Consider the following 8,805-nt stretch of genomic DNA (forward strand, 5'->3'; position numbering starts at 1 on the left):
GGGGTGAGAGGCCTGAAAGCCTTGTGGCGCAAGGCATCGAGCGGGTCAACGAAAAAATCGGCTTTTGCGGGTTTTGGCGAGGCGCTCGCAGAAGCGTTGATACCGTTTTTATGTGCTTTTGGCAACATGAGACCTAGGGAGAGGAAGGCGGCGAGGGGGGTTCTAATCGGAGCTGGAGGGCCTATAGTGAGGAAAACTCTCCAGCTTCCCTTGTTTCAATGTCGGATCTCGCCCCCAAGGATAAGCTGCTGGCCGGGATCCAGGCCCAGCAGGCTGGCGACTTGCGAACAGCGGAAGCCATTTACTCGCAAATTCTGGCGGAGTTTCCCGAGCAACCCGATGCCCTGCACCTGCTGGGGACGGTGGCCCACGCCAAAGGGGAGGGGGAATGGGCGGCTGCTTTGATTGCCGAGGCCATTGAGCTCAATCCCCGCGTAGCCCTTTATCATCACAACCTGGGCGTTGTCTATGAGTCTTTGGGGCAACTGGAAAAGGCTCTATCTTGCTATCGGCAGAGCCTGAGCCTCAATCCCAAGGCTTACCTTTCTGCCTTTCAAGCGGGCAAGATTCTTGTTAACCTAGGCCGCCACGAAGAGGCAATCTCCTTGCTGGGATCGTTGTTAGAAAATCCAGATCCACTAGCAGGGATCCCTTGGGCTGAGGTGCATTTTTATCTGGGGATAGCCCATCGCGAGCAAGGGGAACACAGCGCGGCTCTGGATCACCTGGAAAAGGCATGGACTTTGGATCCTAACTTGGTGCAAGCCCGCTGGCTTTACCACCTCTATCTGCCGGCTATCTATCAGGATGAACAGGAGCTGCACCGCTTTCGCTTGCGCTTTGTAGAGCACCTGGATCGCCTCATTCAGGAGACGCCCCTAGACACCCCAGAGCAGCGGCGGCTTGCTTTTTTAGGCTCAAGTTGGGGAACGCCTCACCTTCTGCAGTACCAGGGCTACGACGACTTGGAGCTGCAGAAGAAATACGCTCAGTTTGTGCAGCGCATTGTGAAAGCCTGCTACCCCGATTGGGAGTATCTCCCCCGGCAAGCCCGGCCAGGGGATCCCATTCGCGTTGGGTTTGTCTCGGCCTCCATGCGCGCTTGCTCCTACAGCCGCCTTTCTTTGGGGTGGGTGAAGTACTTAAAGGCCAGCTCCAAGCAGCCTTTCCAGGTCTTTGCCTACCACTTGGATCCCAGAGTTGATTTCCTGACGGAGCAATACCGTCAGCATGCCGATGTCTTTCGCCACATTCCCACTGGCTTTGAAGAGGCTGCCCGCCAAATTTTGCAGGATCAGCTGGATGTTTTGGTGTACTTGGAAATTGGCCTTTCTCCCCTTATGTTGCAGCTGACGTCCCTGCGGCTAGCCCCCGTCCAATGCTCCACCTGGGCTCATCCGGTTACTTCGGGACTGTCGACCATTGACTACTTTCTCTCCAGCGACCTCATGGAGCCTGAAAATGGGCAGGCCCACTACAGCGAAACCTTGGTTCGACTGCCCCGCCTGGGTACCTGTTTTGAAAAGCCCGTTTTGCCTCCCCAGAGACGTTACCGCGAGGACTTTGGTCTGCCTCAAGAGGCCGTTGTCTATCTCACCTGCCAGTATTTGGGCAAGTACCTGCCGCAATACGACTACCTTTTTCCAGCTATTGCTCGGCAAGTGCCCAGGGCCCAATTTGTCTTCCTGGCCTTGCCCAATGCTGCCATTGGTCAGCGCTTCTGGCAGCGGCTTGCCTCCATCTTTTCCAGCTATGGTCTTGCGGTGGAAGACCACTGTCGAATCCTGCCCGCCTTGGACCACCAAGACTACCTGGATCTCAATCGCTGCGCGGACATCATGCTGGACTCCTACGGCTGGTCGGGCGGGATCACCACCCTGGAAGCCATTGCTGCCGGTTTGCCGGTGGTCACCTGCCCTGGCCGGTTCCTGCGGGGCCGCCACACCTACGCCATCCTCAAAAGAATGGGCCTTGAGCTTCTAATTGCCCCAGACCTCCAGCGCTACGAAGAGCTGGCCGTACAACTGGGAACGGATCCCCAATTTCGGCAGCAAATCGCTCAGCAAATCCAAGAGCGGCGCGACCTGCTTCTTGAGGATCAAGACTGCGTGGCGGCCTTAGCTCATTTCCTGCGCCAGGCTGTCTGCCAGAAGCTGGCATGCCATACTCTCCCTATAGAAGCCTCCTAGCCCCCCACAGCAAACCCTTTGGTAGAGTAGTACGGCTACTTCAGGGATCGTGGCGGAATGGTAGACGCTACGGACTTAAAATCCGTTGTTCCTCAAGAACGTGAGGGTTCGAGTCCCTCCGATCCCATTACTGCAGCCCTGTTTGCTCTAGCAAGGCAAGTAGAGCCGGAACCGGCACCCAGGCATCCTCCCGATCCAGCTCTGGGCTAGCCAGCAGGGCCACCAGGGCGGGGTCGCAGGTTGGGGCCACTAGGGGAAAGTAGTTTAGCCCCACCACCTGGGCAAGGCTCCAGAAGTAGGGGAGCACGGCATTGCTAGGGAAGATCTCGATGGCAACCGTGCCAGGTTGACAAAAGGCAAGGTTGGTCAGGCCCGCCCCGTGGATCCCCATGACTGCCTCTGCTTTTTGCATCAAGGCTATCTGTTCGGCGAGGGAAAGGACTTCCAGTTGCACAGGCACAAAGCCCCAGGGGCGCAGGGCCTCCAGAACCTCCGTCTCGTTGATGACCCGCCGCCAGCGAGCAGCACGACGGCTAATGTAAACCCGCCGCGGCAACAAGGGATCCGCCGCCTGCCCCAGAGGAACCAGTTGCTGCAGCACCTTCCAGCCCCTGGGGGTTAGACACCCCACCGGCCCAGCCAGCGAGGGCACAATGAGGTTCTGCGCTTGCAGATGGGATCCCCCCACCTGCTCGAAGCTTAGAAGGCGTTCTGTGGGGATCCCCAGGGCAGCTAAGCTCTGCACTTGGAAGGGCTTGCCCTGGTAGCCGTGGATCAAGATGGGAATGTCCTTTTCGAGGAAGCCGGCGCGGCGTAGGAGCTCGAGGGCGGGCAGGATGTCCACCATCCAATGGAAGTAGTTGACTGCCCCCAGGGGCAAGAGGGCAGCAGAGCCCTCCAGCGGAATTGGCGGCGGCAGGTGAGGCAAGTCCCAAATGGGGTGGTGTTCCAGGTGCTCCGACTTCCAGTCCCAGTCGAGAAACTCCGGCGGTGGCAAGCCGGGGGAGACATCGGCCAGCAACTCCCTCCTACGGGTAAGCACGGCGCTGGCAAAGCTGGCGTAGAGGTGGCGGGGATAGTGGCCCACGTGCACGGATCCCTGCGGGATCTGGACCACAAAGGTCTCGGCCAGCGGGATCCGCTGTGAGCGCAGCTTTTGCCCAATGGCAGGGTCAGCCGTCGGCGGGGCTTGCCGGTAGAGAACCCCTTCTGGATCCAACACCTGGTAGCTGCCCTCGCCCGTGGCCTGGTGCCACTGCCGGGTGGTGAGGTAGCCCTGGCTGGGCACTGGCAGGGGGTTGCCAGCACTGGGCGGTGGGCTCTGGCAGGCTGGGGAAGGAAGGGTTGCCTGCGCAGGGAGCCAGCGCTGCTGCCAGAGGCGATACCGCTCTTGCCAAAACTTGCCCGGGGATCCCTGGAGGGCTTGCTCCAGCTCCAGCCGCAGCCGACTGTCTCTGCCGCTGCCCTCACACCAGGCCTGTAGCCACTCCCGCTCCGCCGCCAGCGCCTGCCGGAACTTCTCCCAAGCCCCCTGCGGGTCATTCCGCCGCACCTGAGCCTCTACCCAGTAGCTGTAGAGCTCTGCTGTCTGGGTGCCCCGCGCCGCTGCCTCCTGAAAGCAGGCCACCGCCTGCTCCAGCTCCCCCAGATCCAGCCAAGCCAGGCCCATCTGCACCCAGGGATCCCCCCAGTCCGGCCTTAGCCTGGCCGCTTCTTGGAGAGGGGAGAGCGCCTCGCGCAGCCGGCCCAACTTGAGCAGGGCCAGACCCCAGCGCCAAAAGCTTTCCGCGGCTGTTGGATCCCAGCGGCAGGCCTCTTCAAACCACTCTGCTGCTTCTAGCCACAGTCGGCTGCGCTCCTGGACTCGGCCAAGGCGATGGGCGGCCAGCGCCTGCACAGGTTCTAGGTCGGCGGGAAGGGAGCCCTCCACCAGTTGCCGATACAAGGCTGCCGCCTGCGGCCACTGCCCCCTTTCCCACAGCCCCTCTGCCAGCTCCAGCAGTCCCTCTGCCCAGCAGCGGGTAGCCTCAGCTTCGGCCCCTAGGAGGGCCAGACCCTCCTGCCAAGTGAGCTGCGCCTCTAGCTCCCGCCCCAGGAGTAGGTAGGCAGATCCCAGCCACCAATACAGCAGGGGCTCTTGGGATCCCTGCTCAAGCTGCCGCTGCAAACTTTGAGCAACAGAGCCGTAGCATCCCTGTTCCCAGTCTGCCCGCAGAGAGTCGGGAAGGTGCAAAGAAGGGTCAGAGGCCATGGTTTTTGACGAGAAGGCAACTGAGAATGAGTGTTACAAACTGCAACAACCTCCCCCCTCTGGTCGCATCCCCCTAGTATTCTAGGCTTGGCTTCCCCCTCAGGGACGCGGCGTCCATTCCTCCCCAACTCTGAGAGGGATGGGGGCCGGTTTAGCTAAGTCCATGGGTCAGCCCCTTTCCCGGGGCATCCTCCCTGAGCCTTGTCGGCAGTTTTTCGATAAACGGAGTTTAAGAGAGCGATGGGTATCAACGCATCTGGCGGCGCAGTCGTCTCCAGCCCCCGTCTTTACCAAACCGTGCCCCTCTCCACCATCTCCCAGGCAGAACAGCAGGATCGCTACCTCTCGCGCACCGAGCTGGATCGCCTTGACGACTTTTTCTCCAGCGGTCTGAAGCGGCTGCAGATTGCCGAGGTCATCGCCGCCAACTCCGAAATCATTGTCAGCCGGGCTGCCAACCGCATCTTCACCGGCGGCTCCCCCATGGCCTACCTGGAGCGGCCAGAAGTCACTCAAGACGAGAAAGAAGCCTTTAAGCTGGGCACCGCCTTCTATGTGGAGTCCACGGGTGGCTTCCTCGAGGCCATCCGCAATCTCTTCAGCGCCAGCGGCGTGGAGATCCCGCCCAACTTCCGCCCCATCAACATCTCCCGCTACGGAGCTGCCAACATGCGCAAGTCCCTGCGGGATCTAAGCTGGTTCCTGCGCTATGTCACCTACGCCCTGGTGGCCGGGGATCCCAATATCCTTGTGGTTAACACCCGTGGCCTGCGGGAGATCATCGAAAACGCCTGCTCTGCCGAGGCCACCATTGTCGCCATCCAAGAGATGAAGCGGGCCTCAGCCAGCTACTTCCGCAAAGATGGCGAGGCGGTGGCCATCATCAACCAGTATTTCGACGTGCTCTTGAGCGAGTTCATTGCCCCTGCTCCCTCCGACAAGCTGCGGCAGCGCAACGCCAGCACCGCCGATGGCCTGCCCTTGCAAGGGCTACAGCTACCCCAGGTTTACAACTTGGCCGCAGAAAAGGTTCCCGTCTTTGCCATGAAGCCGGGGCTTTCCAATGCTGAGAAAGAAGAGGTCATCAAAGCCGCCTACCGGCAGGTGTTCGAGCGGGATATCCGCCGTGCCTATGGCCTTAAGCTGGCCGACCTGGAGTCGAAGGTCAAAAACGGCGAGATCTCCATGAAGGAGTTTATCCGCCGCCTGGGCAAATCCGAACTCTACCGCAAGCAGTTCTACGAGCCCTACATCAACAGCCGCGTTGTGGAGCTGGCCTTCCGCCACTTCCTGGGACGGGCACCAGAGACCCGTGAAGAGGTGCAGACCTACTTTGCCATCGTCTCCAGCAAGGGCCTGGCCGGCCTGGTGGACGCCCTGGTGGACAGCCGCGAGTACGGGGACTACTTCGGCGAGGAGACGGTGCCCTACCTGCGCAAGCTGGGGATAGAAGCCCAAACCAGCGCCAACTGGGGAGCCAAGTTCGACCTCTACACCTACGCTGCCCCGCGCCGCAAGGTGCCCCAGTTCATTACCCTCTTTGCCCGCTACAACCGGCCTCTGCCGGATCAGCACGCCTACGGCGCCGGCAACGACCCGCTGGAGATCCAATTTGGCGCCATCTTCCCCAAAGAAACCCGCTCCCTCAACGCCAGCCCCGCCCCCTTCAACAAGGATGTCAAGCGCATCCTTATCCGGCGCGGCTTTGCCCTCACCAACGACCGCACCAATCCCAAAGCAGCAGGGGATCCCGCCAGCCTTGGCCCCAAAGTCTTCAAGCTCACCCAAACCCCCGGCGATCGCAGCCGGCGGCTAGGGGTGCGGGCCGGGATTGTTGGCAGCGAAGTCTCGACCCAAGCGGTGATCCGCGCCTGCTACCAGCAGGTGTACGGCTACATGCCCTACGAAGGCCAACGGCTAACCCGCTGGGAGATCAAGCTGGAGTCGGGGGAAATTCCTGTCAAAGAGTTTATTCGCCAACTGGCCAAGTCGGATCTCTTCCGCAACAAGTACTGGTCCAGCCTCTATGTCTGCAAAGCCATCGAGTTCATCCACCGCAAGCTGCTGGGCCGACCCACCTACGGCCGCCAGGAGATGAACCGCCTATTTGACATCGCCTCCAAGAAAGGCTTCTACGCCGTCGTGGACGCCATCCTCGACAGCGAGGAGTACCAGCAGGTCTTCGGGGAAGACGTCGTGCCCTACGAGCGCTACCTCACCCCTGCCGGTCTAGCGCGGCGGCGCATGCGCCCCGGATCCAGCGACATGGCCGTGGTCACCAGGCCCATCCGCACCGACGACGATATCCCCCTCTTTGTCAAGCTGGGCCAGCCCCAGGACAAGCCCTCCGGCGAGCTGGAGATCCAGCGGCGAGTCCAGCAGGGGGTGCCCAAGGTACGCCAAGAGATACCCATCTTCAAGCTCACCAGCCTGGCCAACAAAGCCGAAGTCAACAACCTCATCCGCGCCGCCTACCGGCAGATCTTCGAGCGCGACATGGACATCTACAACATCAGCGCCGAGCTCAGCTCTGCCGAGTCCAAGCTGCGCAATGGCGAGATCACCGTCAAGGAGTTCGTCGAGGCGCTGGGGTGCTCGGAACTGTACCGCTCCGAGTTCTACGCTCCCTATCCCAATACCAAGGTGATCGAGCTGGGCACCAAGCACTTCCTGGGCCGCGCACCCCTAAACCAGCAGGAGATCCGCAAGTACAACCAGATCTTGGCCACCCAGGGGTTGAAGGCCTTCGTGCGCGCCCTGCTCAACACCCAGGAGTATCGGGATCTCTTCGGCGAGGACACGGTGCCCTACCGCCGCTTCCCCACCTTGCCGGCGGCCAACTTCCCCAACACCCAAGAGCTGTATGGCCGCCTCACCAAGCAAAACAAGGAGCTCGTGGTGCCCAGTTTCAGACCTGTTGGCAGCAACGATCGCAGCTAGCTCAACCCCCCTCTCCCCTGGTGGGAGAGGAAAACCATTAGCTCCACACAGGCAGAGGGGACTGGGCTGTGTAGCCTAAGTGCTGCAGGGCAGCGGGGGTAACCACCCGACCCCTTGGCGTGCGCTGCAGGTAGCCAATCTGCAGCAGGTAGGGCTCGTACACCTCCTCAATTGTCTGGGGATCTTCACCTGTCACTGCGGCCATGGTCTCCAAGCCCACGGGCCCTCCCCCAAACTGCTCCACCAGTACCGTCAGCAGCTTGCGATCCGTCCAGTCCAAACCCATGGGATCCACCTGAAACAGCTCCAGGGCAGCGGCTGCCACCTCACGGCTGATGTGGCCATCCCCCCGCACCTGGGCATAATCGCGCACTCGCTTCAGGAGGCGGTTGGCAATGCGCGGTGTGCCTCGGGATCGGCGGGCAATCTCCTCGGCTCCCGCTCGGTCAATGGAGGTGTTCAAGAGGCGAGCGCTGCGCAACACAATTTCCGCCAGTTCGTGGGGCTCATAGAAGCGCAGCCGCTGCACCTGGCCAAAGCGATCCCGCAGCGGCGAAGTCAGAGCGCCAATGCGGGTAGTGGCCCCGATGAGGGTAAAGCGCTCCAGGGGTATGGAGGTGATGCGGGCCGAGCGTCCCTTGCCAACAGTGATGTCGAGGCGAAAATCCTCCATTGCTGGATAGAGCAGCTCTTCGGTTACCTTGGGCAGGCGGTGGATCTCGTCGATAAACAGCACGTCCCCCTGCTTCAGGCGCACCAAGTAGCCGGCAATGTCACGGGGGCTCTCCAGCGCCGGGGCCGTGGTCATGTAGAAGCGGGATCCCATCTCCGCCGCCAGCACCGCGGCCACCGTGGTTTTGCCCAAGCCAGGCGGGCCGTAGAACAGCAGGTGATCCAAAGGCTCCCCGCGGGCGCGGGCCGCTGCAATAGCGATGGAGAGCACTTCCTTCAGCTCTGTCTGGCCAATGTACTCTGCCAGGGTGCGCGGGCGCAGGGATTCTTCTTGAGCTTCGCTGGGGTGAGCCTGCGGTTGCAGTAGCCCTTCCGCCCTAGCAAAAGCCAATTTCGACTCTCTTCTGCGAGCAGAACTCTTTTGCTGCCCCTGCCCGGGATCCTCAGCCCCCGCAGCCCGAGAAGAAATGATCGCCATATCCTTTACTCGCAGATGCGATAGCCCTACTCTAACTGACTGGGGGAAAGATCCTGGTGAAACCGTTTGCCATTTTGGTCTCCCACCTGGATCGGAGAGGGCGGTAGAAGAAAAAACCCCCCAGCGTCTGCCAGGGGATTCAAGAAGGACTGATCGACTAGGTCAGGAGTGGATTAGCCGCGGATGGCCGGCGCCACTTCCACCGCCGCCAGGTCCAGCGGGAAGTTGTGCGCATTCCGCTCGTGCATCACTTCCATCCCCAGGTTGGCACGGTT

General features: G+C 61.1%; 4 protein-coding genes and 1 tRNA gene. 3 read left to right on the forward strand and 2 right to left on the reverse strand.

Annotation, left to right across the window (positions count from 1 at the left end; all coding sequences use genetic code 11):
• The first annotated feature begins 218 nt into the window (after positions 1-218).
• Both SYN60AY4M2_RS12805 and SYN60AY4M2_RS12810 read left to right on the forward strand, forming a co-directional pair.
• On the forward strand, positions 219-2,189 hold the full coding sequence (locus tag SYN60AY4M2_RS12805; RefSeq protein ID WP_099813088.1) for a tetratricopeptide repeat protein: 1,971 nt from the start codon (positions 219-221) through the stop codon (positions 2,187-2,189).
• Positions 2,190-2,232: 43 nt separating this feature from the next.
• Positions 2,233-2,316 (forward strand) — tRNA-Leu (locus tag SYN60AY4M2_RS12810).
• On the opposite strand, the gene SYN60AY4M2_RS12815 is transcribed toward SYN60AY4M2_RS12810, so the two are convergent.
• The gene (locus tag SYN60AY4M2_RS12815) at positions 2,317-4,440 is read right to left on the reverse strand and encodes a glycosyltransferase family 61 protein (protein WP_168173616.1); all 2,124 of its coding nucleotides are present in this window, start codon (positions 4,438-4,440) and stop codon (positions 2,317-2,319) included. It lies immediately after the preceding tRNA gene.
• A 240-nt stretch (positions 4,441-4,680) separates the two neighbouring features.
• Here SYN60AY4M2_RS12815 and SYN60AY4M2_RS12820 point away from each other — a divergent pair, with 240 nt between their 5' ends.
• A complete protein-coding gene (locus tag SYN60AY4M2_RS12820; protein WP_099813089.1) occupies positions 4,681-7,380 on the forward strand; it encodes a phycobilisome rod-core linker polypeptide in 2,700 nt (899 codons plus the stop codon).
• 37 nt (positions 7,381-7,417) lie between these two features.
• Here SYN60AY4M2_RS12820 and ruvB read toward each other — a convergent pair whose 3' ends face one another.
• On the reverse strand, positions 7,418-8,530 hold the full coding sequence (gene ruvB, locus SYN60AY4M2_RS12825; RefSeq protein ID WP_099813090.1) for a Holliday junction branch migration DNA helicase RuvB: 1,113 nt from the start codon (positions 8,528-8,530) through the stop codon (positions 7,418-7,420).
• Positions 8,531-8,805: the final 275 nt, after the last annotated feature.

The organism is Synechococcus sp. 60AY4M2, assembly GCF_002760375.1.
Classification (GTDB): Bacteria; Cyanobacteriota; Cyanobacteriia; order Thermostichales; family Thermostichaceae; genus Thermostichus.